This window comes from Komagataeibacter xylinus (assembly GCF_009834365.1).
In the GTDB taxonomy this organism is placed as follows: Bacteria; Pseudomonadota; Alphaproteobacteria; order Acetobacterales; family Acetobacteraceae; genus Komagataeibacter; species Komagataeibacter xylinus_D.
In genome coordinates, this window is record NZ_CP041348.1 from 2,242,223 (window position 1) to 2,264,921 (window position 22,699).

Annotated in this window: 26 protein-coding genes and 1 tRNA gene; 20 read left to right on the forward strand and 7 right to left on the reverse strand. The window is 64.0% G+C overall.

What is annotated here, in order from left to right; genetic code table 11:
* The 11 genes from pstA (at window position 1) to leuB (ending at window position 9,488) form a co-directional block, all read left to right on the forward strand.
* On the forward strand, window positions 1-909 hold the full coding sequence (gene pstA / locus FMA36_RS10660) for a phosphate ABC transporter permease PstA (RefSeq protein WP_159262284.1): 909 nt from the start codon (window positions 1-3) through the stop codon (window positions 907-909).
* Entirely contained in the window at window positions 906-1,691 is a 786-nt protein-coding gene (pstB, locus tag FMA36_RS10665; protein WP_159262285.1) for a phosphate ABC transporter ATP-binding protein PstB, read from the forward strand. Before pstA ends, pstB begins: the two co-directional genes overlap by 4 nt.
* A gap of 147 nt (window positions 1,692-1,838) precedes the next feature.
* On the forward strand, window positions 1,839-2,372 hold the full coding sequence (locus tag FMA36_RS10670) for a Spy/CpxP family protein refolding chaperone (RefSeq protein WP_159262286.1): 534 nt from the start codon (window positions 1,839-1,841) through the stop codon (window positions 2,370-2,372).
* 198 nt (window positions 2,373-2,570) lie between these two features.
* The gene (ffh, locus tag FMA36_RS10675) at window positions 2,571-3,965 is read left to right on the forward strand and encodes a signal recognition particle protein (protein WP_078524448.1); all 1,395 of its coding nucleotides are present in this window, start codon (window positions 2,571-2,573) and stop codon (window positions 3,963-3,965) included.
* Between the two features lie 58 nt (window positions 3,966-4,023).
* Window positions 4,024-4,368 (forward strand): 30S ribosomal protein S16, encoded by a 345-nt coding sequence (rpsP, locus tag FMA36_RS10680; RefSeq protein WP_010506467.1) that lies wholly within the window; start codon window positions 4,024-4,026, stop codon window positions 4,366-4,368.
* A gap of 40 nt (window positions 4,369-4,408) precedes the next feature.
* Complete coding sequence (rimM, locus tag FMA36_RS10685) at window positions 4,409-4,960, forward strand: ribosome maturation factor RimM (protein WP_159262287.1); 552 nt, start codon at window positions 4,409-4,411, stop codon at window positions 4,958-4,960.
* Window positions 4,957-5,703 carry a tRNA (guanosine(37)-N1)-methyltransferase TrmD gene (gene trmD / locus FMA36_RS10690; protein ID WP_159262288.1) on the forward strand — a complete coding sequence of 249 codons (747 nt, stop codon included), beginning with the start codon at window positions 4,957-4,959 and terminating at the stop codon, window positions 5,701-5,703. The genes rimM and trmD overlap by 4 nt, the downstream gene beginning before the upstream one ends.
* A gap of 31 nt (window positions 5,704-5,734) precedes the next feature.
* Window positions 5,735-6,130: a 50S ribosomal protein L19 gene (gene rplS / locus FMA36_RS10695; protein ID WP_130730553.1), complete on the forward strand. Its 396-nt coding sequence runs from the start codon at window positions 5,735-5,737 to the stop codon at window positions 6,128-6,130.
* A 138-nt stretch (window positions 6,131-6,268) separates the two neighbouring features.
* Window positions 6,269-7,672 (forward strand): 3-isopropylmalate dehydratase large subunit, encoded by a 1,404-nt coding sequence (gene leuC, locus FMA36_RS10700; protein ID WP_159262289.1) that lies wholly within the window; start codon window positions 6,269-6,271, stop codon window positions 7,670-7,672.
* A 2-nt stretch (window positions 7,673-7,674) separates the two neighbouring features.
* Window positions 7,675-8,298, forward strand: coding sequence for a 3-isopropylmalate dehydratase small subunit (leuD, locus tag FMA36_RS10705; RefSeq protein WP_159262290.1), 624 nt, complete (start codon window positions 7,675-7,677; stop codon window positions 8,296-8,298).
* Window positions 8,299-8,369: 71 nt separating this feature from the next.
* A complete protein-coding gene (gene leuB / locus FMA36_RS10710; RefSeq protein ID WP_159262291.1) occupies window positions 8,370-9,488 on the forward strand; it encodes a 3-isopropylmalate dehydrogenase in 1,119 nt (372 codons plus the stop codon).
* A 166-nt stretch (window positions 9,489-9,654) separates the two neighbouring features.
* Here leuB and FMA36_RS10715 read toward each other — a convergent pair whose 3' ends face one another.
* The 4 genes from FMA36_RS10715 to def are packed head-to-tail and all read right to left on the reverse strand — an operon-like array spanning window position 9,655 to window position 12,104.
* On the reverse strand, window positions 9,655-10,392 hold the full coding sequence (locus tag FMA36_RS10715) for a response regulator (protein ID WP_159262292.1): 738 nt from the start codon (window positions 10,390-10,392) through the stop codon (window positions 9,655-9,657).
* Window positions 10,389-10,937 carry a MarR family winged helix-turn-helix transcriptional regulator gene (locus tag FMA36_RS10720; protein WP_240906331.1) on the reverse strand — a complete coding sequence of 183 codons (549 nt, stop codon included), beginning with the start codon at window positions 10,935-10,937 and terminating at the stop codon, window positions 10,389-10,391. Before FMA36_RS10720 ends, FMA36_RS10715 begins: the two co-directional genes overlap by 4 nt.
* Before the next feature lie 16 nt (window positions 10,938-10,953).
* Window positions 10,954-11,577, reverse strand: a complete 624-nt coding sequence (locus FMA36_RS10725) for a COQ9 family protein (protein WP_159262293.1) — start codon at window positions 11,575-11,577, stop codon at window positions 10,954-10,956.
* Window positions 11,574-12,104: a peptide deformylase gene (def, locus tag FMA36_RS10730; protein ID WP_159262294.1), complete on the reverse strand. Its 531-nt coding sequence runs from the start codon at window positions 12,102-12,104 to the stop codon at window positions 11,574-11,576. Before def ends, FMA36_RS10725 begins: the two co-directional genes overlap by 4 nt.
* A 239-nt stretch (window positions 12,105-12,343) precedes the next feature.
* On the opposite strand from def, the gene rpsU reads away from it, so the two are divergent.
* Both rpsU and FMA36_RS10740 read left to right on the forward strand, forming a co-directional pair.
* A complete protein-coding gene (rpsU, locus tag FMA36_RS10735) occupies window positions 12,344-12,547 on the forward strand; it encodes a 30S ribosomal protein S21 (RefSeq protein WP_010506446.1) in 204 nt (67 codons plus the stop codon).
* Between the two features lie 89 nt (window positions 12,548-12,636).
* A complete protein-coding gene (locus FMA36_RS10740) occupies window positions 12,637-14,016 on the forward strand; it encodes a sensor histidine kinase (protein ID WP_159262295.1) in 1,380 nt (459 codons plus the stop codon).
* Window positions 14,017-14,039: 23 nt separating this feature from the next.
* On the opposite strand, the gene FMA36_RS10745 is transcribed toward FMA36_RS10740, so the two are convergent.
* Entirely contained in the window at window positions 14,040-14,609 is a 570-nt protein-coding gene (locus tag FMA36_RS10745; RefSeq protein ID WP_159262296.1) for an outer membrane protein assembly factor BamE, read from the reverse strand.
* A gap of 184 nt (window positions 14,610-14,793) precedes the next feature.
* Here FMA36_RS10745 and FMA36_RS10750 point away from each other — a divergent pair, with 184 nt between their 5' ends.
* From FMA36_RS10750 to FMA36_RS10780, 7 genes are all read left to right on the forward strand, one after another.
* A complete protein-coding gene (locus tag FMA36_RS10750; protein WP_159262297.1) occupies window positions 14,794-15,324 on the forward strand; it encodes a YceD family protein in 531 nt (176 codons plus the stop codon).
* Window positions 15,325-15,494: 170 nt separating this feature from the next.
* Window positions 15,495-15,698 carry a 50S ribosomal protein L32 gene (gene rpmF, locus FMA36_RS10755; protein ID WP_010506434.1) on the forward strand — a complete coding sequence of 68 codons (204 nt, stop codon included), beginning with the start codon at window positions 15,495-15,497 and terminating at the stop codon, window positions 15,696-15,698.
* Window positions 15,699-15,864: 166 nt separating this feature from the next.
* Window positions 15,865-16,953, forward strand: a complete 1,089-nt coding sequence (gene plsX / locus FMA36_RS10760) for a phosphate acyltransferase PlsX (protein ID WP_159262298.1) — start codon at window positions 15,865-15,867, stop codon at window positions 16,951-16,953.
* Window positions 16,954-17,042: 89 nt separating this feature from the next.
* On the forward strand, window positions 17,043-18,014 hold the full coding sequence (locus tag FMA36_RS10765; RefSeq protein ID WP_159262299.1) for a beta-ketoacyl-ACP synthase III: 972 nt from the start codon (window positions 17,043-17,045) through the stop codon (window positions 18,012-18,014).
* A gap of 99 nt (window positions 18,015-18,113) precedes the next feature.
* Complete coding sequence (locus FMA36_RS10770) at window positions 18,114-18,437, forward strand: integration host factor subunit alpha (RefSeq protein WP_159262300.1); 324 nt, start codon at window positions 18,114-18,116, stop codon at window positions 18,435-18,437.
* Window positions 18,434-19,129: a MerR family transcriptional regulator gene (locus tag FMA36_RS10775; RefSeq protein WP_159262301.1), complete on the forward strand. Its 696-nt coding sequence runs from the start codon at window positions 18,434-18,436 to the stop codon at window positions 19,127-19,129. The genes FMA36_RS10770 and FMA36_RS10775 overlap by 4 nt, the downstream gene beginning before the upstream one ends.
* An 84-nt stretch (window positions 19,130-19,213) precedes the next feature.
* Window positions 19,214-19,287, forward strand: a tRNA-Pro gene (locus FMA36_RS10780).
* Window positions 19,288-19,382: 95 nt separating this feature from the next.
* Here FMA36_RS10780 and FMA36_RS10785 read toward each other — a convergent pair.
* Both FMA36_RS10785 and FMA36_RS10790 read right to left on the reverse strand, forming a co-directional pair.
* Complete coding sequence (locus tag FMA36_RS10785; protein ID WP_159262302.1) at window positions 19,383-20,528, reverse strand: AI-2E family transporter; 1,146 nt, start codon at window positions 20,526-20,528, stop codon at window positions 19,383-19,385.
* Window positions 20,529-20,601: 73 nt separating this feature from the next.
* Window positions 20,602-22,686 carry a S9 family peptidase gene (locus FMA36_RS10790; RefSeq protein ID WP_159262303.1) on the reverse strand — a complete coding sequence of 695 codons (2,085 nt, stop codon included), beginning with the start codon at window positions 22,684-22,686 and terminating at the stop codon, window positions 20,602-20,604.
* Between the last annotated feature and the right edge of the window lie 13 nt (window positions 22,687-22,699).

Sequence of the window (22,699 nt, forward strand, 5' to 3'; positions counted from 1 at the left end):
ATGACCACGCATCCGACTGCTCCCGCCGTGCAGGCAGCCCCCTGTATGAGCGCGCGCTGGCAGGGCAACAGCGTGTCCGACATCCGCCGCCGCATGGTGGACCGCGTGGCCACCGGCCTGTGCTGGGCGGCGACCGTGCTGGTGCTGCTCATGCTGTTTTCCATCCTGTTCGTGCTGGTACGCAACGGGGTGGGCGGCCTGCGCTGGGTCACGTTCGTGCATGTGACCCTGCCGCCGGGGCAGGCGGGGGGGCTTGCCAATGCCATTATGGGTAGCCTGATCCAGACCGGACTGGCCGTGCTGATCGGGGCGCCCGTGGGGCTGCTGGTGGGTATCTACCTTGCCGAGTTCACGGCCACCGACGGGAAGCTGATCAATTTTGTCCGCTTCGTATCCGACCTGCTGCTTTCGGCCCCGTCCATTCTGGTGGGGCTGTTCATCTACATGATCGTGGTGGTGCCGAGCGGGCATTTTTCCGGCATCGCGGGGGCGCTGGCGCTGTCCATGCTGGTGGTGCCCGTGGTGGTGCGCACCACCGAGGACATGCTGCGCCTCGTGCCGCTCGCCATGCGCGAGGCGGCGATTGCGCTGGGCGCGCCAAGGTGGCGGATGATCCTGTTCGTGTGCCTGCGCGCTGCGCGCGAGGGGGTGGCGACGGGCATCCTGCTGGCGCTGGCCCGCGTATCGGGCGAGACGGCGCCGCTTTTGTTCACCTCGCTGGGTAACATGAACTGGTCGGTCGCCCCCGGCAAACCCATGGCCAGCCTGCCGGTCACCATCTACCAGTATGCGGGTGCTGCCTATGCGGACTGGACCGCGCTGGCCTGGACCGGCGCGCTGCTGATTACGGCAGGCATCCTGATGATCAACATAACCGTGCGGCTGGGGCTGGGACGTAACAGGAAATGAACATGACAGTCGCGCAAAACGATGCCGTGCCCGCAGCGATCTCGGTGCGGAACCTCGATTTCTATTACGGCGCGCATCATGCGCTCAAGGATATCTCCATCGACTTCCCGCAAGGCCAGGTCACGGGCATGATCGGGCCTTCGGGCTGCGGCAAGTCCACGCTGCTGCGCGTGCTCAACCGCATGTACGACCTCTATCCCGGCCAGCGCGCCACGGGCGAGGTGATCTTTGATGGCTGCAACATCATCGGCCCGAAGGTGAACCTCAACGTGCTGCGCTCGCGCGTGGGCATGGTGTTCCAGAAGCCTACGCCATTCCCCATGTCGATCTATGACAACATCGCCTTTGGCGTGCGCCTGCATGAGCGGCTCGACCGCGCGGCGATGGAGGCGCGGGTGGAAGACGTGCTCAGGCGCGTGGCCCTGTGGCCCGAGGTGCGTGACCGGCTGCGCGATTCGGCAGCCGCCCTGTCCGGCGGGCAGCAGCAGCGCCTGTGCATTGCGCGCACAATCGCCACCCGCCCCGAGGTGGTGCTGCTCGATGAGCCGACCAGCGCGCTCGACCCGGTCTCGACCGCGCGCATCGAGGAACTGCTTGATGAACTGAAGGCCGATTTCACCATCGCCATCGTCACCCACAACCTGCAGCAGGCCGCACGCTGCGCCGACCAGGTGGCATTTTTCTATATGGGCGAGGTGGTGGAGGTGGACAGCGCCGACCGCATGTTCACCACCCCGCGTGAAAAGCGCACGCAGGACTACATTACCGGGCGTTTTGGCTAGCCGCGCGCCCTGACCTTACATTTTGTAGCAAGTTTGCCCCTATTGAACCGGACAGGGTGATGTAGCGTTGCGTTTACAGGCCTTGTATCAGCCGCTGGCTGCATGCAGGGTATGAAGCAGGTTATAACAGGAGTAGACTTGGTTCCCATGATGAAGAAACTGATTCTCGCTGCCACGATCGTCGGCGGTATGGCAACCGGCCTTTCCGGTCAGGCTTTCGCCAAGCATCACCATGGCCCGCCGCCGCCGGGTGGTGGCTGCGGCATGATGGCAGGCCCGATGGGCGGCCCGGGTGGCGGTGGCTACGGCATGCCGTTCCTTGGCAACGTGCAGCTGACCTCGGCCCAGCACAAGCAGCTGCAGGCGATCCTGAAGGACAGCCACCCCGATTTCCACGCCGACATGGAGCAGGAGCATGGGCTGCACAAGCAGATCCAGAACCTGCTGGTGGCACCGGGCAAGGTTGATGAATCCCAGATCGTTGGCCTGCAGCAGCAGATCACGGCCATCCACCAGCGCCATGAAGCCGCCCGCCTGCAGACGGCCATCCGCATCCACGATATCCTGACGGCCGACCAGCTGAACCAGATCCGTGCGACGCAGGACAAGATCGACAGCCTGCACGAGCAGCTGCGTGCGCTGACAGCGCCCCCGCAGCCGCCCGAAGACGGCAAGAAGTAAGACCCGCCTGCCTGCCCCGCGCAGGTAAAGGTGGAAAAAGAGCGGCTGCCCGGCCCAGTGCCTGGCAGCCGTTTTTTGTTGCGGAGTCTCCGCAATGCTTGACATGCAGGGGCGGGGCGCGATACATCCGCCCGACTAATCAGGCACGTCACTTCGCGAGGGTTCGCGCAGTGGCGCGTCTTCTTTTGGGGAAATACGTTGTTCGAGACGCTGTCAGGCAAGCTTTCCGGTGTGTTCGATGGTCTTGCCAAGCGCGGGGCCCTGTCGGAAGCAGACGTTACGGAAGCAATGCGCGAAGTGCGTCTGGCCATGCTCGACGCCGACGTGGCGCTGCCTGTCGTCAAGGATTTCGTCAACAAGGTGCGTGAACGCGCCGTGGGCCATGAGGTGCTTGACAGCATCTCGCCGGGTCAGGCCGTTGCCAAGATCGTCAATGATGCGCTGATCGATGCCCTTGGCGGCGCGGGTGCGGTTCCCCTCAACCTGAACGCCGCCCCGCCGGTGCCGATCCTGATGGTCGGCCTGCAGGGCTCGGGCAAGACCACCACATCGGGCAAGATCGCCCGCCGCCTAGCCCAGCGCGAGCGCAAGAAGGTGCTGCTCGCCAGCCTCGATACCCAGCGCCCCGCAGCGCAGCTGCAGCTTGCCCAGCTTGCCGAGCGTGCGGGTGTGACCTCGCTGCCCATCATCGCGGGCCAGACGCCGGTGCAGATTGCCGAGCGCGCCATGGATACGGGGCGGCGTGAGGGGTATGACATCGTCATCCTCGATACCGCCGGCCGTCTGTCCATTGATGAAGCGCTGATGGATGAGGTCCGCACCATCCGGGCCGCGACTGATCCTGCGGAAACGCTGCTCGTCGTCGATGCCATGACCGGGCAGGACGCGGTCAACACCGCCAAGGCGTTCAACGAGGCCGTTGGCGTGACCGGCGTGGTCATGACCCGCATGGATGGCGATGCCCGTGGCGGTGCCGCCCTGTCCATGCGCGCGATCACGGGTGCGCCGATCAAGCTGACCGGTTCGGGCGAGAAGCTTGACGCGCTCGAGGAATTCCACCCCGAGCGTGTGGCTGGCCGTATCCTTGGCCTTGGCGACATCGCCGGCCTGGTGGAAAAGGCCGCCGATACCCTTGATCATGAGGAAAGCGAGAAGCTTGCCCTCAAGATGATGCAGGGCAAGTTCGATCTGGATGACTACGCCGCCCAGATCCGACAGATCAACAAGATGGGGTCCATTTCCGGCATTCTGGGCATGCTGCCGGGTATGGGCAAGCTGAAGGATGCGCTGGGCGACAAGGAGCTTGATACCTCCGTGCTCAAGCGCCATCAGGCCATCATTTCATCCATGACCCGCAAGGAGCGGCGCACGCCCTCCATCATCAAGGCCTCGCGCAAGAAGCGCATTGCCAGCGGGTCCGGTACGACCGTGCAGGAGATCAACCGTCTGCTCAAGCAGTATGACGCGATGGCCTCCATGATGAAGCGGTTCAGCAAGTTGGGCGTGAAGGGACTGATGCGTCAGGGTCTGTCCGCACTCATGCCAAACGGGGGTCGCCCCCCGGGCGGCGGCGGGCGGCCACCTTTCGGCTGAGCCTGAGCGTCGTTTCCGTTTTTTCTTTTTGTCTTTCTACTGTCTGGAGAAATCTTAAATGAGCCTCAAGATCCGTCTCGCCCGCGCAGGCGCCAAGAAGCGCCCCTACTACCACATTGTCGTGGCTGACAGCCGCTCCCCGCGTGATGGCCGCTTCATCGAGCGCGTGGGTTCCTACAACCCGATGCTGCCGTCCGACCACGCTGACCGCGTGCGCCTGGTTGCCGAGCGCATCACGCACTGGCTGTCCAACGGCGCGCTGCCGACCGACCGCGTGGCCCGCTTCCTGGGCAATGCCGGCCTGGCGCCGAAGCCGACCTGGAACGAGCAGCCCAAGAAGTCCGCGCCCAAGAAGCGCGCGCAGGAGCGTGCCGCTGCCGCTGCCGAAGCAGCCGCAGCGTAACTGACGCGATAGACAGGCAGGAAAGGCAGGCAGTCATCCCATGAACCGCGATCAGGTCCTGATGGGTGTGGTGGGTCGTCCGCATGGCGTGCGGGGGCTTGTGCACGTGCACAGCTACACCGCCGTGGCGGAAGATCTGGCCACCTATGACGGACTGGTCGATGATCTGGGCCGCCCGTGGCGGCTGACATGGCATGGTAATGGCATTGCCCGGCTGCATGATGCGGCGGGGCATGCCATCGACAGCCGTGAGGCCGCGCAGCAGATGGTCAACCGCAAGCTGTACGTGCCACGCACCAGCCTGCCCGAACCCGATGCGGATGAATTCTACTTCGCCGATCTGGTCGGGCTGGAGGCGCGCGAGCAGGGCAGCAACCGGGTGATCGGCCGCGTGGCCGCCGTGCATGACTATGGCGCTGGCACCAGCCTTGAAATCGATGGGGCAGGGGGCAACCTCCTGCTGCCGTTCACCGAAGGCTGCGTGCCGGTGGTGAATGTGCGCGCAGGCCGGATTGAAGTCTGCCTGCCCGACGAGATCGAGGTTCCGGTCGAATGCTTTCCCGGCACGGCCGGCGCGGATGATGCGCCATGACGTGGCAGGCAACGGCATTGACGCTGTTCCCCGCCATGTTCCCCGGCACGCTGGGGCAGTCACTGGCCGGGCGCGCGCTCGAGCGTGGCATCTGGTCAATGGAGGCGCGCGACATGCGTGACTACGGGCTGGGGCGGCACAGGGTTGTGGATGACACACCGTTCGGGGGTGGGGCCGGTATGGTCATGCGCCCGGACGTGGTAGCCGCGGCCATTGCCGATATCGACCGCGCCGGTCGCCCGCTGGTGTATCCCACACCGCGTGGTCGCCCGCTGGCGCAGGCCGATATCCGCCGTTATGCGGCGGGGCCGGGCGTTGTTATGCTGTGTGGCCGCTACGAAGGGGTGGATGAGCGCGTGCTCGAAGCCTCGGGCGCTGAACAGGTCTCGATCGGGGATTACATCCTCTCGGGCGGGGAAGTGGCGGCAACGGTGCTGCTTGATGCCTGCGTGCGGCTGCTGCCGGGCGTGATGGGATCGGGCGAGAGCGCGGTTGAGGAAAGCTTTGCCGACGGCCTGCTTGAATATCCGCTTTATACCAAGCCGGCGCAATGGGACGGGCGCGACGTGCCCGAGGTCCTGCTGTCCGGTCATCATGCCGCGATCGCCCGGTGGCGGCACGCGGCATCCGAGACGGTGACGCAGGCGCGTCGGCCGGACCTGTGGGCGGCCTATCAGGCCCGCACGGGTCAAGACACTCCCCGGACTACAGGCCCCCGTGCCGATGTGGACCGGCTGAACTGAACATGAAATCCTATCGAACGAGGACCGGATCATGAACGTTATCCAGAAGTACGAGGCGGAAGAGATCGCCCGCCTGACCGCCATCCGCGCGGTGCCTGAATTCGCACCGGGTGACACCGTGCGCGTTGGTGTGGAAGTGGTTGAAGGCACCCGCAAGCGCGTGCAGAACTACGAAGGCGTGGTCATTGCCCGCTCCAACAAGGGTCTGAACAGCAACTTCACCGTGCGCAAGATTTCCAACGGTGAAGGCGTGGAGCGTGTGTTCCCGCTGTATTCCCCCACCATTGCCGAGATCGCCGTGGTGCGTCGTGGTGTTGTCCGCCGTGCGAAGCTGTATTACCTGCGTGGTCGTCGCGGCAAGTCCGCCCGTATTGCCGAGCGCAAGCGCGAAGTGGCAGCACCTGCCGCGACCGCAGCCGCCGAGTAATACGCCTGCCTTTCGCCCGTTTCCCGCCATCATGGCGGAAACGGGCGAACCGTTTCATGCAAGATTTTCTGGCTGCCTGTTGCGTGCGTCGCCTGCGCGTGATGGCGGCCTGTTTCCGTCCGGGAGAGGAAAAACAAGATGGCCCCGCGCACATTGTTCGACAAGATATGGGACAGCCATGTGGTCGAGACCCTTCCGGACAAGACGGCCATCCTCTACATCGACCGTCATCTCGTGCATGAGGTCACGAGCCCGCAGGCGTTTGAAGGCCTGCGCCTGAGCGGCCGCCGCCTGCGCCACCCGGATGCGACGATTGCGGTCGTGGACCACAACGTGCCCACATCCGACCGCACCCAGCCCATCGAGGAGGCGGAAAGCCGCAACCAGATCGAGACGCTCGAGCGCAACGTGAAGGAATTCGGCGTGCCGTATTTCCCGCTGCTCTCGGCGCGGCAGGGCATCGTGCATGTGGTGGGCCCCGAGCAGGGCATTTCGCTGCCGGGCATGACCATTGTGTGCGGCGACAGCCACACCTCCACCCATGGCGCAATGGGCGCCCTGGCATTCGGCATCGGCACGTCCGAGGTCGAGCATGTGATGGCGACCCAGACCATCCTGCAAAAGCCCGCCAAGAACATGAAGGTCGTGGTCGAAGGGCAGGTTGGCCCTGGCGTGACCGCCAAGGACATCATGCTCGCCATCATCGGCCATATCGGCACGGCGGGCGGCACGGGGCATGTGATCGAATTCGCGGGATCGGCCATCCGTGAGCTCGACATGGCGGGGCGCATGACACTGTGCAACATGTCCATCGAGGCCGGTGCCCGCGCGGGGCTGGTCGCCCCTGACGAAACCACGTTCGAATACGTGCGCGGCCGTCCGTTTGCACCAAAGGGCGAGGCGTTTGACGAGGCCGTGGCCTACTGGAAAACGTTGGCATCGGATGAGGGTGCCCACTACGACCGCGTGGTCGAACTCCGCGCCGAGGACATCACCCCCGTGCTGACCTGGGGCACGAGCCCCGAGACGGTCATCCCCGTTACCGGCACCGTGCCTGACCCGGCTGGCGAGGCAGACCCCGGCAAACGCGCGCAGATGCAGCGCATGCTGGACTATATGGGGCTGGAAGCGGGCCAGAAGATTGCGGGCACGCCGGTTGATGTCGTGTTCATCGGCTCATGCACCAACAGCCGTATCGAGGATCTGCGCGCTGCTGCCGCCATTGCAGCAGGTCGTAAGGTGGCTGCAGGCGTGCGGGCGATGATCGTGCCCGGATCGGGCATCGTGAAGGCGCAGGCGGAAGAGGAAGGGCTGGACAAGGTTTTCCTGGATGCCGGGTTTGAATGGCGCGAGGCCGGGTGCTCCATGTGCCTTGGCATGAACCCCGACCGGCTGACACCGGGGCAGCGCTGTGCCTCCACGTCCAATCGTAATTTTGAGGGCAGGCAGGGCCCCGGCGGGCGCACGCATCTGCTTTCGCCCGCCATGGCGGCGGCGGCTGCCGTGACCGGATGCCTGACCGATGTGCGGGAGTTGATCTGAAAATGGATAAATTTACTGTTCTGTCGGCCGTGGCTGCCCCGCTGCCTGAAGAAAACATCGACACCGACAAGATTATCCCCGCGCGCTTTCTCAAGACCACCAAGCGCACCGGCCTTGGGGTGCATGCGTTTGACAGCATGCGCTACCGCGAGGACGGATCGGAGAACCCGGATTTCGTGCTGAATCAGGAACCTTACCGCAAGGCGGAAATCCTGATCACGTATGACAATCTTGGCTGCGGTTCCTCGCGCGAGCATGCGCCATGGGCACTGCTGGATTTTGGCATCCGCTGCGTGATTGCGCCGTCTTTTGCCGATATCTTCCACAACAACTGCTTCAAGAACGGCATCCTGCCCATCGTGCTGCCGCATGATGTGTGCACGCAGTTGATGGAAGATGCCCGCATGGGCGGCAATGCGCGCCTGACCATCGACCTGCCCCGGCAGGTGGTGGTGCGGCCCGATGGCACCGAGGTGCCGTTCAATGTCGACCCGCTGCGCAAGAAGCTGCTGCTCGAAGGGCTGGACGATATTGGCCAGACGCTGCAGCACGAGAAGGAAATCACCACTTTCGAGGAACGCCGCGCCAAGGCGCAGCCGTGGATTCCGCGTATCGTGCTCGATTGAGCGGGCAGGGCGGCTCATGCTGCCTGACCAAAGAGCATTTAACAAACCGATTGAACCGGATGGGAAACGTCATGTCCGCACCCAAGAAGCTCCTGATCCTGCCTGGCGATGGCATTGGCCCCGAGATCATGAACGAAGTCCGCCGCATCATGGACTGGATGGCGCAGGCGCGCGGCATCCGCTTTGATGTGAGTGATGACCTTGTTGGCGGCGCGTCGCTTGCGGTGCATGGCCAGCCCATTACGCAGGAAGTGATCGATGCGGCGCGGGCGGCGGATGCGGTGCTGTTCGGCTCGGTGGGTGACCCGAAATGGGCTTCTGCCGGGTTTGACCGCCGGCCAGAGATCGCGATTCTCAAGCTGCGGCAGGAGCTTGGCCTGTTCGCCAACCTGCGCCCGGCCAAGGTGTTCGATTCGCTGGCCGATGCCAGCACCCTCAAGCCCGATGTGGTGCGCGGCCTCGACATCATGATCGTGCGCGAGACGGTGGGCGGCATCTATTTCGGCAACCCGCGCGGCATCGAGACCCTGGCCGATGGCACGCGTCGGGGCATCAATACCGAGGTTTACACCACGCCGGAAATCGAGCGCGTGGCCCGTGTGGCATTTGAACTGGCCCGCAAGCGCGATAACCGCGTCTGCTCGGTCGAGAAATGCAACGTGATGGAAAGCGGGCTGTTGTGGAAAGAGGTCGTGACCGACCTGCACGCGCGCGAATACCCCGATGTGCAGCTGACCCACATGCTGGCCGATAACTGCGCCATGCAACTCGTGCGCAACCCTCGCCAGTTTGATGTGATCGTGACCGGCAACCTGTTTGGTGATCTGCTGTCCGATCTGGCCTCGATGCTGACCGGCAGCCTTGGCATGCTGCCTTCGGCCACGCTGGGCGCGAAGGGCGAGGATGGCCGCATGCCTGCGCTGTATGAGCCGATTCATGGCAGCGCGCCCGACATTGCGGGGCAGGGCAAGGCCAACCCGCTGGCGCAGATCCTCTCATTTGCCATGCTGCTGCGCTATTCGTTCGACATGCAGGAAGATGCTGCGCTGATCGAACAGGCAGTTTCGAACGTGCTGGACCGTGGCCTGCGCACGCCCGACATCATGAGCGCGGGCAAGACGGAAGTGAACACGGCAGGCATGGGGGCGGCCGTGGTGGAAGAACTCGCACGGCTGAACAAGGCGGGCTGATCCACGTCCTTTACTGAAAAAAAAGCCCGGCATGGTTTTCATGCCGGGCTTTTTTTTGTGGCCGATGTCATAGATGAAAAAAGAAGTTTTTGAGTGCCGCTTTTTTTAGAAAAGCGGTGTTCTTTGAAGCTTTTTGAAAAAAGCTTCACCAAAAACTTTTGTCTTTTCAGAGACCCGGCTTGAGCACATAGCCCTTGCCGCGCACGGTCTGCAAAAAGCGTGGCTCCTTGGGGTCAGGCTCGATGCGGCGGCGCAGGCGGGTCACCTGCACATCCACTGCGCGCTCGCCAATTTCCTCCATGTCCAGCGTAGTGGCGATGGCGGTGCGTGACAGGATCTCGTTGGGGTGGCGGGCCAGCACCGAGAGCAGCGCCGATTCGCCGCCTGTCAGATGCACGATTCCCTCTGCATTCGACAACAACCCCCGTACGGGGTCGAACTCCAGCTCTCCCAGCCGCACGATGCGCAGGTTGCTGCTCGGCGCAGGCGGCACGAAGCGGCGCAGATGCGCCTTGAGCCGCAGCAGCAGTTCGCGCGGCTCGAACGGTTTGGCCAGATAGTCATCTGCCCCTGCTTCGAGGCCGATGATCCGGTCTTCAGGCTCACCGCGCGCAGTCAGCAGCAGGATGGGAAAATTCAGGTTGTCGCGCCGCAGTTCGCGGGTCAGTTCCAGCCCGTTTTCTCCCGGCATGGTAATGTCGAGCACCAGCGCATCGGGCTGCATGAAGCCCAGCACCTGCCGCGCCTCCTGCGCCGAGCATGCAGCGCTGACCCGAAAGCCCTGCTCGCTCAGGTAACGGTGCAGCAGGCGGCGCAGGCGCGGGTCATCGTCCACTACAACGACATGGGCATCCATGATCATGCTGTCGCGGGGGAGGGCGGAATCGCAGGCCGTCTGGATCATGAAGAACTCCGGTCGGGAGGGTGAAAGGCATCGGTGGATACGCCGGGCATGACCGATTCGTCTATCAGGCCGCGCATGACACGACGAAAACCGTCAACTGCCCGGCCCCCCGCGTTGCGATACACCCGTAACAGCACTTCACGTTGCAGCGAAAAGAGCCGGTTTTCAATCTCCGCCCCGCGCGTGCTCAGGTGCAGACAGCGCCGCCTGCGGTCCTGGGGCGTGGTTTCGTGGCGCAGCAGGCCTTGATCCACCAGTTCGCCCAGCGTGCGGCTCATGCTCTGTTTGGTAATGCCCAGCACATCAAGCAATGCGCCCACGGCAATGCCCGGCTGCAGCGCCACGGTCTGCATGATGCGGTAATGGGCGTGGCCCAGCCCGTATTCCTGCAGGGCCGGGTCGATTACGTTGCCAAAGGCGCGGCAGGCCAGCAGGAGCAGTTCCTGCGCCTGGCGCATGTCCTCATCACGCAGGAACAGAAGTTCCACGCCCGCGCCCGCAACAGAGGCAGGGCGCGCGGCAGGAGGCCGGGGCGGGGTGGTCATGGCAGGCGGATACGCGTCAGGCGATGCGGCCGGTCAGCCGGTTGCGCAGGCGGGTGATGCGCCCGATCTCGGCAAGCCTGCGGTCAAGGAATTCCTCCACCGAGGCCGGGTTGCCCCCCCGCGTGAGCCAGAACAGCAGGGTCGCGACGTAGACTCCGCTCAGGCTCAGCCGCTTGGTCATGTAGGTGAAGCCGGTGGAGTTATCACCCGCCGCCTCCCATATCGCATTGACGCTGCGGCCCAGTACATGGGCCAGGCGGCGGGCGTGTGTGGGCACCAGCAGCACCGCCAGCGCCTGCCTTATGGCTGCGCGGTGGGGGGCTGCGCGTTCCAGCCGGAACAGGATGGCCGCGCGCACCCGGCGGCTGATCTTGCGGCTGCGGAAGGTATGGGCATGGCCCAGCATGTCGCGGTCCATCAGGTCGAAGCAGGCCGCGGCCAGTTCCGCCATGCCACCGGGAAAGAGCAGGTCCGAATCCGGTCCGGCGCATTGCCGCAGCAGTTGTTGAGTCCAGGCATGGCTGCCTGCGCGCGAATCGGCCAGGAAATGGCGGAGCAGCGCATCACCTTGTGGTGAGTGCTGCATTGCGGGCGGATGCAGGCACGATGCCGCGCGCGCGACCAGGGCGGAAGGATTCATGGGCGCTCTCCATAACGGGCCATTTCGCTGTCAAAGCCCATGCGGCCAAGATTGGTCATGCGCATGGGGTAGAGAATTCCGTTCAGGTGGTCGTATTCATGCTGCAATACATTGGCAAGAAAGCCCGATGCAACGCCCTGTACGGCGTGCCCGTGCGCGTCCAGCCCCCTGTAGGCCACGCAGGCATGGCGCGGCACCCAGCCCCGCAGGCCGGGAATGGACAGGCAGCCCTCCAGCCGGTCCACCATCTCATCGCCCACGGGCTCCAGCACGGGGTTGATCAGGGCGGAAGGCGGGCGCGGCGGGTCATCCTCGCCCGTGCTGCGGGCCAGCGGTACATGATAGACGAACAGCGCCAGCCCGTGATGCACCTGCGGTGCTGCGAGTCCAGCGCCGCCTGCGTCGAGCATCGTCTCGATCATGTCGGCCACCAGCGTGCGGATGGCGGGAGCCTGCGTATCGGCCACCGGCCGGGCTGGTTGCAGCAGCACCGGATGGCCCATGCGGGCGATCTTGAGCAGCGTCATGCAGCGAAAGGCCTTCCTGTTTTGGGGAACATGTATATGACAGCGTTGGCGCGCAAAGCGCAGCACCAAAATTCATGCGCCCCGATATGCGGGAATGATTTGTGTTGCGCGGCGCGAGTGTGATATAGGTGCGGCCCGTTTGGGAATCGCACGAAGGGAATGGCCTCGGGCGGACGTTCCCCAAGTTTCAGTTTCATGGATCATCCATACCGGATGGCAGATCAGGAGTTGACGACCCAGTGCAGGTTCTCGTTCGTGACAACAATGTTGATCAGGCCCTCAAGGCCCTCAAGAAAAAAATGCAGCGTGAAGGCATCTTCCGCGAAATGAAGCTGCGTCGCCACTATGAAAAGCCGTCCGAGCGCAAGGCGCGCGAGGCAGCCGAGGCCGTGCGCCGCGCCCGCAAGATGGAGCGCAAGCGCCTCGAGCGTGAAGGCTTCTGATCCTTCGCGTATCGGAATACGGGTCATGACCCACAAAAAACCGGCTTCTGCAAGGAAGCCGGTTTTTTTGTGTCTGGAGAGGGAAAGCCATGGGCACGGAAACCGCATCTGAAGCCACGACCGGCTGGCGGTGGTGGCGGGCGCGGCTGGCGCGTCGCATCCTGCCGCGCTCGCTGCTGGGGCGGATGCTGCTGATCGGGTTCATCCCGCTGCTGGCCACGCAGGCCATCTCGCTCGAACTGTTTTATGGCAATTACCTGCAGATTGTCTCGCGCCGCCTGTCAGGCGATATGGCCACCACCATCTCCATGACGCTGGACATGCTCGAGCGCTATCCTTCCGCCACCGATCGCAAGTGGATCCTGGAGGATGCAGGCCGCAGGGCGGGGCTGGTCATGACCCTGCATGAGGGGGAGAGCCTGCAGAGGCGTGGCTCGAACCACGTGCTCGGCCCCATTGACGAGGATCTGGCGCGTGACCTGCAGGCCAGTGTGCGCTGGCCCACCTTTGTTGACTGGAAAAAGGCCCACCGTCGCGTCGTGATCCTGGTGCAGACACCCATTGGCGTGCTGCAGGTCGTGGCGCTGCGCAAACGGCTGGACGTGGCACCTGTATGGCTGTTCGTGGCATGGGCCTCGGGCAGCGCGCTGCTTCTGTTCCTGATCGCAGCCCTGTTCATGCGCAATCAGGTGCGTGCCATCCGCAGGCTGGCGCGGGCGGCGGAACTGTTCGGGCTGGGGCGTGACACGGTTCCCATCGTGCCTGAAGGCGCGCAGGAAATCCGCAAGGCTGCCGTCGCCTTCAACCGCATGCGCGACCGCATCAACCGCTTTGTGGAGCAGCGGACCACCGTGCTGGCCGGAGTCTCGCATGACCTGCGCACGCCGCTCACCCGCCTGCGGCTTTCACTGGCCATGTTTCCGCGCACCGGCATGATCCGGGCCGAGGATCTCCAGTCCGATATTACCGACATGATCGGTGATATCGTGGAGATGGAGCATATGATTGAGGGCTATCTGTCGTTTGCGCGCGGGGAAGGGGCTGAAACGCCCACGGTCATCCGGGTGGAGGACCTGTTTGAGGAGAGTGTGGCCGCCCTGCGCCGCGTAGGGGCGCAGGCGAGCATCGGGTTCATCACCCCGCCAGAGCTCAGCATCACTGGTCGTGGCAATGCCCTGCGGCGCGTGCTGAACAACGTGGTGGAAAACGCGCGACACCACGCCACTCGTATCGAGCTTTCAGCCGAGCGCGGGCGCAAGCAGGTGTTCATGTATATCGATGATAACGGCTGCGGGGTGGAGGAAGCCCGGCGTGAGAGCGTGTTCCGCGCCTTCGAGAGCGGCAAGGAAGGGGGCACGGGGCTTGGCCTGGCCATTGCGCGTGACATTGTTCACGCCCATGGCGGCCATATCGGGCTGGAGGCCGGGCCGCTCGGTGGTGCGCGGGTCACGATAGAACTGCCTGCCTGAGCATGGCCCGGGCAGGCGGGGCATCAGGGCAGGGTGTTGCCCGCGCCACCATGGCCGGGGCCGCCGTTCATGCTGTTCATGGGCCCCGTGCTGCCGCCATAGGTGCTGCTCATCTGGCTGAGCGGGTTGTAGCGGCCCACATTGCCCAGGATCTGCTGCATGATGTTGATCTTGGTGCCCGGCGTGGGGGTCTTGCCCGGCATCATGGTCACGTAGCGGGCGTCGTCCTTGTGCAGCGTGCGCAGGTTGCGCAGCACGCCGTCCTGGTCAAAGGTCAGCACCACCACTTCCTGTTTCTGCACCTGCGGGAAGCTGATGGGCGCGAGCACCTGCTTCATGGAAACGTAGAGCCAGGTATTGTCATCAAACGTGGCATGGCCGGTGGGCGAGCCGAGCGCGTCCATTACGTCCGAGCGTGAGGTCTCGCCGATCTTGAGCTTGTTGTAGTCATCCGCCTCGACCAGCGAGCCGCGCTGCATCGTGCTTGGCTTGAAAATGCTACATCCGGACAGCGCAATCCCCGCCCCGATGACAGCGCACGAAAACACGCGTAATGAACGGGAGCGGGGCTGGTTATCCTTGGGTGACCTCATGGTCGGGAAAATATCCTGAAATAGGGCAGGGCGCATATGCGGTTCGTCTTTCCGGTGCCCCATCGGGTAAATGAAGTCAATCACAGATCGCCCTGGTGGTGGAAAAACACCCCGCCAGCCCCATATTTTTACCATCATCGCAACACGGGCGCCCCCCGTGGTCACATGTGCAGGAGTTAACGAGATGGATGCAGAATTTTCCCGCCCGCTTGCCGTGGGCCGCATCCCGGTCCAGGGCATGGAAACGGTGATCGAGGCCAGGGACACCGAATGCCGCGCGCTGGCCCGCCGCTTCGGCATTCCTGGCCTGCGCAATCTGTCATGCCGTTACCGGCTCAAGCCGGGGCAGGACGGGGAGGTGCTTGCCGAGGGCTGGCTGACCGCCCATGTCACGCAGGAATGCGTGGTCAGCCTCGAGCCGTTCGAGGATGTCATGGCAGAATCGTTCACCGTGCGCTGCATCCCTGCCGCGCGTTTTCGGGAGGACGATGAGGTCGACCCGTTCTCGATCGATGAAGTGCCCTATGAGCGCGATACCATCGACCTTGGCGAACTCGCGGCGGAAGAAGTTTCGCTTGCCCTCGATCCCTATCCGCACAAGCCCGGCTGCGCGATTCCGGCCGAATTTGCGGGCACGGAAGAGGCCGCTCCCGAAGAAACCACGCGCAGGCAGCCTTTTTCCGCTCTGGCCGAGTTGAAAAAAAAGCAGAACTGACGCAAAGGAGAGGCGCGAGCGGGGTGTCTCGCCATGAGTCGTGCACATAATCCCTTGTGCAAGTGCAAATGGTCTGCTAGAGCGCCCCCCTCAATTATTGATAACTGACCGGTGTATCGCCACGAGGGTGTGCCTGCCGGTTGTGATCCAGATCGGAGGGGCCCGGGCCCATGGCTGTACCCAAGAGAAAAACCTCGCCGTCCCGTCGTGGCATGCGTCGCAGCCACGCTGCGCTGAGTGTTCCGGCGCATGCGGAATGCTCCAACTGTGGCGAACTCAAGCGCCCGCATCATGTCTGCAGCCACTGCGGGCACTATGATGGCCGCGAAGTCGCTTCCGCCGGCAAGGCGCTGAAGACGGCAGTTCGCGCCTGATAATACGACGCCACAGGCGTCATTACCCGGTAACGGCGCGGCCCTGTTTGGTCGCGCCGGCGGGCTGGCCTCGGGCCGTCCTGTCCGGGTCGCGCGGGGAATGTAATCTTTTCAAAGTGTATTCCCCGATCTTGCGCGTTCCTTTCTTACCCGGCACAAGACGAGCATGAGCGAGACAGGTTCCTCCTTTTCCGAGACTGGGCCTTACACCCTTGCCATTGATGGCATGGGCGGGGATGGTGGTCCGGAAGTTGTAGTGGCCGGACTGGCGATTGCGGCAGACCGACATCCTTCAGCCAGGATTCTTCTGGTTGGTGATGAGGCGACGTTGTCCGGCCTTCTGGCCCGCCATCCGAGCGCGGCCGCCATCTGCACGATCCGTCCGGCCAGTTCGGCCATTCCCATGGACATGAAGCCCACCGCAGCCCTGCGCGTGCGCGATTCTTCCATGCGGCTGGCCATGGATGCGGTATCACAGGGCGAGGCGCAGGGTGTCGTTTCCGCTGGCAACAGTGGTGCGATGCTGGCTCTGGCCAAGATCGTGGTCAAAACCCTTCCCGGCATTACCCGCCCGGCCATGGCCGCCATCAGCCCGACCACGCGGGGTGATGTGGTCATGCTCGACCTTGGCGCCAACGTCTCGTGCGACTGGCGCAATCTGGTCGAGTTCGCCATCATGGGCGAAGCTTTCGCCAAGGCGGTGCTCGGTCTGCCCGCGCCCACCATCGGGTTGCTCAATGTCGGCTCCGAGGAACTCAAGGGCGATGAGCGCCTGCGCCAGGCGGCGGAAGTGCTGCGCAACAGTTCACTCGCCCGGCAGTTCCACGGCTTTGTGGAAGGCCACGACATCACCGCTGGCACGACCGACGTGGTGGTGACCGATGGCTTTACCGGTAATGTCGCGCTGAAAACGGGCGAGGGCGCCCTGAAAATGGCGTTCACGCTGCTGCGGCAGGTCTTCACCTCCAGCCTGCTCGGCCGGATCGGCTACCTGCTGGTGCGTCCGGGCCTTGAGCGGATGAAGGAATGGCTCGACCCGCGCCGCTATAATGGCGCGGTGTTCGTGGGGCTGAACGGTGTTGTGGTCAAGTCGCATGGCGGCACGGACGCTGAAGGCTTTGCCGCAGCGGTTGACGTGGCGATGGACATGGTCACCCACCGCTTTACCGACAGCATCCGCGAGCGCCTGGGCCACATGGAAAGCCTCACCGCCGTCAAGGCGTCCGACCCGTCGCAGACGGTTCCTGCATCCTGATGCGGCAATAACAGCCGGCGTGGGGTCAGCAGGCGGAACCTGCCTGCGCCCACCCGTGCATATGAAATGATAGTGGTGGAAAAACAGGCATGACGGCGAAACGCTCGCTTCTGTCCGGTTTTGGCGGTTACCTGCCCGAGCGGATCGTTACCAACGATGAACTGGCCACCTGGCTCGATACATCGGATGAATGGATTCGCGCCCGCACGGGAATTGCCCAGCGCCACATGGCGGGCGAGGGTGATACCGCCGTTTCCATGGCGGCACAGGCCGCCCGGCAGGCGCTGGACTATGCGGGCGCCACGCCCGATGATGTCGATGCCGTCATTGTCGCGACCAGCACGCCCGACCAGGCATTTCCCTCTACCGCCGTGCGGGTGCAGGCCGAACTGGGCATGACCGGTGGCTTCGGCTTTGACCTTGCCGCCGCGTGCTCGGGCTTCATCTATGCGCTGTCCATGGCCGATTCGCTCATTCGCAGCGGGCAGGCGCGCTCGGCGCTGGTCATTGGCAGCGAAGTCTATTCCCGCATTCTCGACAAATCGGACCGGGGCACCTACGTGCTGTTCGGCGATGGGGCCGGGGCAGCATTCCTGACCAGCACGGATGATGCGACGGGGGAGGCGGGCATCCTGTCCACCCACCTCCATTCCGATGGCCGGTATGGCGACCTGCTTTTTGTCGATGGCGCGACGGGCCAGCATGACAAACCGGCCCACCTGCGCATGAACGGGCGCGAGGTGTTCCGTCATGCGGTGGGCAAGCTCTCTTCCTCGGTGGATGAAGCGCTGGCCGCCAATGGCCTGACCCATGCGGATGTGAACTGGCTGGTACCGCACCAGGCCAACCTGCGCATTATTGATGGCGTGGCCCGCAAGCTGGCCCTGCCGCCCGAGCGCGTGGTGGTGACGGTGGACCGGCACGCCAATACCTCTGCCGCCTCCATTCCGCTGGCCCTGAACGAGGCCGTGCGTGACGGGCGCATCAAAAAGGGCGATCTGGTGCTGATGGAAGCGCTGGGCGGTGGCCTGACATGGGGTTCAGCACTGGCGCGACTGTAATGTCGTTTCGGTACCACATTGAAACGGGTGCGAAATAAACCGCCCGCAGGCCTGCGACATTCAATTGACGATACGCACGCGCATGCATAGCATTTACGCATGAGCACCGTCACGCGCGCCACACTGGCAGAACACATATACGATCAGGTCGGCCTGTCCCGCCATGAATCCGCCGATATTCTGGAAGATATCCTTGAACGGATGGCACGGACCCTTGAGGCTGGCGATACCCTCAAAATAAGCGGGTTTGGCACGTTTTCTGTCCGGCAGAAGGGGCAGCGCACGGGCCGTAACCCCAAAACCGGCGTGGAAGTGCCGATTCTGCCACGCTCCGTTCTGGTGTTTCGCCCCAGTCAGTTGCTTCGTGCCCATGTCAACGGACAGTCCGACGGGCAGGCCCCGCCGGAAGGAGACGATGAATGACCACGGAGCACTTTCCGAGCAGCACGGTCGAGCCAGGCACGGACTGCCTGCCAATCTATGAGGTCGCGCGCGAGCTTGGCCTTGCGCAGCATGTCATGCGTATGTGGGAGGCCAGCTTTCCGCAGCTCCAGCCGCTGCGCGGGCCGGTGGGGCGGCGCTACTACCGCCCGCAGGACATAACCGTGCTGCGCGAGATTGCCGATCTGCTGTACGTGCGCAAGCTGTCGGTGGCGCAGGCGCAGGCCGAACTCGCACGTGAGGCGCTGGCCGCACCCGACTCCGAAGGCGAGACCGTAACGCCGCCCACCGAATCACCCGTTCCGCAGGATGAACCGGTTGCTAAAGCGCCGCCCGCCGAGACCGCGCCGCCTGCCATGCAGGTGACGGTTATCGAGGAGGAAGTGGTGGAAACCGTGGTAGCCTGCGAAGAGGCGCCCACGGTCGCCCCGGTCGAGCCTGAAGCACCTCGGGCAGTAGAAGCCGTCGTAACCGAAGCGGATGCCGCGGCAGAGCCGGAAAGCGTGGCGGAAACGGCAGCACAGGAGCCTGTGGACGAGCCGGAGCAACTGCCGCTTGAACAGATTGTCATGATCGAGCTTGAGCGCCTGCAGGCGGAAAATACGGTGCTGCGCGACAGCCTGCGTGGCGTGCTGGTCGAGTTGCAGGCCCTGCGGCAGATGGTGCCGGTCTGAGCCGGACATTTTTTTTCGTTTTGGTTCATTACATGGGTTGCGGTCCCCCCGACCGGCTGCTACACCCTGCGCATCGCAGACAGGCGGGCAGTAGCGCAGCCTGGTAGCGCATCAGTCTGGGGGACTGGGGGTCGTGGGTTCGAATCCCGCCTGCCCGATATCCCTGTCTGCGATAAGAATACCAAGCAAGCAAGGCATCCTGAAAAGGGTGCTTTTTTTGTATCCGGGCCCTGGCCTGTGGCCGTCTGCCGGGTCAGTAGCGGGCCCGGCTCCAGTTCAGCCACAGCATGTGCAGCACCGCCATGATGGCAGGCCCCATGAACAGCCCGAGCAGGCTCCAGCTTTCCGCCCCGCCCAGTATGCCCGCCAGCACCCACAGGAAGGGGAGCTGCGTCGAGCCGCCAATCAGGGCCGGGCGCACGAGGTGGTCGGCCAGAAAGATCACGGCCATGCCCAGCAGGATGATGGCCATGGCGCCGAACAGCGCGCCGGTCTTGATGAGCAGCATGAGGGCGACGGCGCTGATGGCGATGAAGGCGCAGAACGGAATCATGGCGGCGATGGCCGTCACCACCCCGAACAGGAAGGGATGTGGCGCGCCGGCTACCAGATAGGCCACGGCCATCAGCATGCCCTCGCCAATGCCCACGAGCACCAGCCCTGATACCGAGCCATGCACCGAGGCGATCATCTGCAAGGCAATCCGCTCGCCCCGCTTGCCAAAGGCCCGGCGCGAGACATTGAGCGACTGGCGAATGACGGAATCGCCATCCTTGAGCAGGAAAAACAGCGTGAGAATGGCAAAGGCGAACAGTAGTACCCGGTGCAGTACCTGCGAGCCAAGCTGCTGCGTAACCTTGACGCTCTGCCCGATATTCATCGAGCCAAGCAGGGCGGACACATCCGCCGGGTTTTTCAGGTGCTCGTTCCACCACGCGGTGATGGCCTGCTGCCCGTAGGGCAGGTGGCTGATCCAGTCCGGCACGGGAATGCCTGAGTGGCGGGCTTCGTTGAGGAAGCGCAGCATGCCTTCCGCCTCGCGCCCTGCCTCCAGCCCGAACAGTGCAAGCGGCCCGATGAAGATGAAGGCGATGGCCAGCGTAAACAGCAGCGGCAGCAGCGTTTTGTGCGCCCGCCCGTTCCATCGCCGCCGCGCGCGCGCATAAAGCGGCCAGGAGGCGATGGCGAACACGCAGCCCCATATCAGCGAGGGCAGGAACCCGCGCACCGTGTAAAGCCCCAGCAGCACGAAAAACAGCGCCAGCACCGCGCGCGCAATGCGTTGCGTGCGCTGGGTCTCGCGGAATGAACGGAAGGTTCGCATCGTGGAGGGATCGACCTCGCGCCCCGTCATGGGGGCGGGAAAGCCATCCTGATCCGCGTTGTGGGGATCCGTCATTCTTGTTCCTCTGGGATGTGCTGGCTCTGCTGTAAGGGCTACTTATGCTAACGCGCCCGTGTGCGGAAAGACTTTAATCCTGCCTCGCAGGCGCGGTTTCAATCGCCCACAGGGCAAAGGCGTGGATCAGGGCCGCTTCCTTGAGAGAGTCGAAGCGCCCCGTCGCCCCCCGGTGCCCGGCCTCCATGTTGGTGCGGAGCATGATGGGCCGGGGCGCGCGGTTATGCGCACGCAGGCGGGCCACCCATTTGGCGGGCTCCCAGTAGGTCACGCGCGGGTCGGTCAGGCCGCCCATGGCCAGTATGGCAGGGTAGGCGCGGGGTTCTATCTGCTCATAGGCGGCGTAGCTGGCAATCAGGTCATAGGCTGCCACATCTTCCAAAGGGTTGCCCCATTCGGGCCATTCCGGCGGTGTCAGCGGCAGCGACGCGTCGGACATGGTGTTGAGTTCATCCACAAACGGCACCACGGCCACGATTCCTGCAAACAGGTCGGGGCGCATGTTGGCGATGGCCCCCATTACCATTCCGCCAGCGGAACGTCCATCAGCCACGATGCGGCCTGCGCTGCCAAAGCCTTCGGCCACGAGGGTTTCGGCACAGGCGATGAAATCGCTGAATGTGTTGGGCTTGTTGCGCCCGCGCCCGCCAAGGAACCAGTTCCAGCCCTTTTCCGAGCCGCCGCGCACATGGGCAATGGCGTAGAACCAGCCCCGGTCGACAAGGCTGAGCGTGCGGGTGGAAAACACCGGGTCGATGGCGTGCCCATAGGCGCCGTAGCCATAGAGCAGCAGCGGGGCCGAGCCATCAATGGGCGTGTCGTGGCGGCCCAGCACGGTTACGGGCACCTGCTCGCCATCGGGGGCGCAGGCCATGAGCCGCCAGCAGCGATACTGCGCCGGGTCGTGGCCAGATGGCACTTCCTGCTGCTTGAGCACGGTCTCGGTCCCGCTCACCATGTCACGCGCATGCCACGCGCGCGGGGTGGTGGGGGACTGGTAGATGTAGCGCAACTCGGTGGTGTCGTATTCATATCCGCCCACCAGCGTCAGGTCATAGGCGGCTTCATCGGGCTCGAGGGCCTCGGTCGTGCCATCCACGCTGCGGATGAGGATGCGCGTATTGGCGTCGCGTCGCTCGCGCCAGGCCAGGTGGGCCGACCAGACCATGCAGTCCGTGATGTAGCGGCCCGGCTCATGGGGCACGAGGTCGCGCCAGTTGGCGCGGGCAGGGGCCGTATCGGGCGTGGTCATGAGCTTGAAGTCATACGCGCCATCGGCATTGGTCAGGATGATGAAATCCGTGCCCTGATGGTACAGCCCGTACATCAGCCCCGTCTCGCGCGGGCTTGCGCAGCGTGGCGCGGCCTGCGGGTCATGGCCGGGAATGAGCCAGGACTCGGAGGTATCATGATTGCCGCTGGAGATGATGATCCACCTGCCCGAGCGCGTGGCCTCCACGCCCACGAAAAAGCCGGGATCGGCTTCCTCATACACCAGCGTGTCGTGGTCCTCGCCAATGCGGCGGCGATAGACGCGGGCGGGGCGGCCATGGCTGTCGCGCCAGACCCAGAACAGGAAAGCGCTGTCGGGCGAAAACACAAACGCCCCGCTACAGTTCTCGACCAGAGGCAGGGGAGCAGCGTCACCGGTCAGCCTGCGGATGTGGATGCGATAGATTTCCGAGCCCTGCGTATCCTCCGCATGGGCGAACAGGCTGTGGTCGGGGCTGTGGGCGGCAGCGGCCACGGCGTAATATTCATGCCCCTTTGCCGCTTCATTTACGTCAAGCAGCACTTCTTCCGTCGCCGGAGTGGCGGTAGGGTAGCGTTTATAGACCGGGTACTGCGCGCCTGCCGTGTAGCTGGTCTGGTAGCAGTAGGGGCCATGCGGGGTGGGCGGATAGGTATCATCCGCCTGCATGCGGCCCTTCATCTCGGCCACCAGCGCGGCCTGCAGGTCTTCCGTGCCGGACAGGACGGATTGCGTATAGGCGTTTTCCGCCCGCAGGTGATCGGCAATGTCGGGGCGCAGGAGCGTGGGGTCGCGCAGCACCTCCTGCCAGTTATCGTCCTTCATCCACGCATATTCATCGTGCCGGGTGCGGCCAAGCTGCGTGATCGTGTGGGGGATCTGGCGGGCAATGGGGGGCGTGGTCATCGCATGGTCCTCG

Bases quoted from the DNA above. Each gene is read 5' to 3' on its own strand.
- pstA (WP_159262284.1), top strand. From the start codon at position 1: ATGACCACGCATCCGACTGCTCCCGCCGTGCAGGCAGCCCCCTGTATG.
- pstB (WP_159262285.1), top strand. From the start codon at position 906: ATGAACATGACAGTCGCGCAAAACGATGCCGTGCCCGCAGCGATCTCG.
- FMA36_RS10670 (WP_159262286.1), top strand. From the start codon at position 1,839: ATGATGAAGAAACTGATTCTCGCTGCCACGATCGTCGGCGGTATGGCA.
- rpsP (WP_010506467.1), top strand. From the start codon at position 4,024: ATGAGCCTCAAGATCCGTCTCGCCCGCGCAGGCGCCAAGAAGCGCCCC.
- rimM (WP_159262287.1), top strand. From the start codon at position 4,409: ATGAACCGCGATCAGGTCCTGATGGGTGTGGTGGGTCGTCCGCATGGC.
- trmD (WP_159262288.1), top strand. From the start codon at position 4,957: ATGACGTGGCAGGCAACGGCATTGACGCTGTTCCCCGCCATGTTCCCC.
- rplS (WP_130730553.1), top strand. From the start codon at position 5,735: ATGAACGTTATCCAGAAGTACGAGGCGGAAGAGATCGCCCGCCTGACC.
- leuC (WP_159262289.1), top strand. From the start codon at position 6,269: ATGGCCCCGCGCACATTGTTCGACAAGATATGGGACAGCCATGTGGTC.
- leuD (WP_159262290.1), top strand. From the start codon at position 7,675: ATGGATAAATTTACTGTTCTGTCGGCCGTGGCTGCCCCGCTGCCTGAA.
- leuB (WP_159262291.1), top strand. From the start codon at position 8,370: ATGTCCGCACCCAAGAAGCTCCTGATCCTGCCTGGCGATGGCATTGGC.
- FMA36_RS10715 (WP_159262292.1), bottom strand. From the start codon at position 10,392: ATGATCCAGACGGCCTGCGATTCCGCCCTCCCCCGCGACAGCATGATC.
- FMA36_RS10720 (WP_240906331.1), bottom strand. From the start codon at position 10,937: ATGACCACCCCGCCCCGGCCTCCTGCCGCGCGCCCTGCCTCTGTTGCG.
- FMA36_RS10725 (WP_159262293.1), bottom strand. From the start codon at position 11,577: ATGAATCCTTCCGCCCTGGTCGCGCGCGCGGCATCGTGCCTGCATCCG.
- def (WP_159262294.1), bottom strand. From the start codon at position 12,104: ATGACGCTGCTCAAGATCGCCCGCATGGGCCATCCGGTGCTGCTGCAA.
- FMA36_RS10740 (WP_159262295.1), top strand. From the start codon at position 12,637: ATGGGCACGGAAACCGCATCTGAAGCCACGACCGGCTGGCGGTGGTGG.
- FMA36_RS10745 (WP_159262296.1), bottom strand. From the start codon at position 14,609: ATGAGGTCACCCAAGGATAACCAGCCCCGCTCCCGTTCATTACGCGTG.
- FMA36_RS10750 (WP_159262297.1), top strand. From the start codon at position 14,794: ATGGATGCAGAATTTTCCCGCCCGCTTGCCGTGGGCCGCATCCCGGTC.
- rpmF (WP_010506434.1), top strand. From the start codon at position 15,495: ATGGCTGTACCCAAGAGAAAAACCTCGCCGTCCCGTCGTGGCATGCGT.
- plsX (WP_159262298.1), top strand. From the start codon at position 15,865: ATGAGCGAGACAGGTTCCTCCTTTTCCGAGACTGGGCCTTACACCCTT.
- FMA36_RS10765 (WP_159262299.1), top strand. From the start codon at position 17,043: ATGACGGCGAAACGCTCGCTTCTGTCCGGTTTTGGCGGTTACCTGCCC.
- FMA36_RS10770 (WP_159262300.1), top strand. From the start codon at position 18,114: ATGAGCACCGTCACGCGCGCCACACTGGCAGAACACATATACGATCAG.
- FMA36_RS10775 (WP_159262301.1), top strand. From the start codon at position 18,434: ATGACCACGGAGCACTTTCCGAGCAGCACGGTCGAGCCAGGCACGGAC.
- FMA36_RS10785 (WP_159262302.1), bottom strand. From the start codon at position 20,528: ATGACGGATCCCCACAACGCGGATCAGGATGGCTTTCCCGCCCCCATG.
- FMA36_RS10790 (WP_159262303.1), bottom strand. From the start codon at position 22,686: ATGACCACGCCCCCCATTGCCCGCCAGATCCCCCACACGATCACGCAG.